At 42.4% G+C, this 269-nt stretch carries 1 protein-coding gene; it reads left to right on the top strand.

Features of this window, described 5'->3' with window-relative positions; translation table 11 throughout:
- On the top strand, positions 1 to 269 hold a 269-nt coding region (locus tag Q4550_RS23500; protein ID WP_483298580.1), incomplete at both ends, for a sodium:solute symporter family transporter.

Genomic DNA, 269 nt, shown 5'->3' with positions numbered 1-269 from the left:
AAATACACACTTGCTGATATGATTAATTCTCGTTTTGATGCCAGGAAGGTTCGAGGAGCGGCTGCGCTGAACACAATTACTATTAGTACGTTCTATATGATCGCACAGCTTGTTGGTGCTGGGGCACTCATCCAGCTATTGTTTGGCATAGATTACTGGATGGCTGTACTCATTGTTGGTGTCATGATGACAATCTACGTATTATTTGGCGGTATGATTGCAACGAGTTGGGTTCAAATTGTAAAAGCTGTACTACTAATGGCTGGGAT

This window comes from Anaerobacillus sp. 1_MG-2023 (assembly GCF_030547345.1).
GTDB lineage: Bacteria > Bacillota > Bacilli > Bacillales > Guptibacillaceae > Guptibacillus > Guptibacillus hwajinpoensis_B.
Note: the sequence above shows the minus strand (reverse complement) of the source record. Positions and strands in the feature narration are given on the sequence as shown.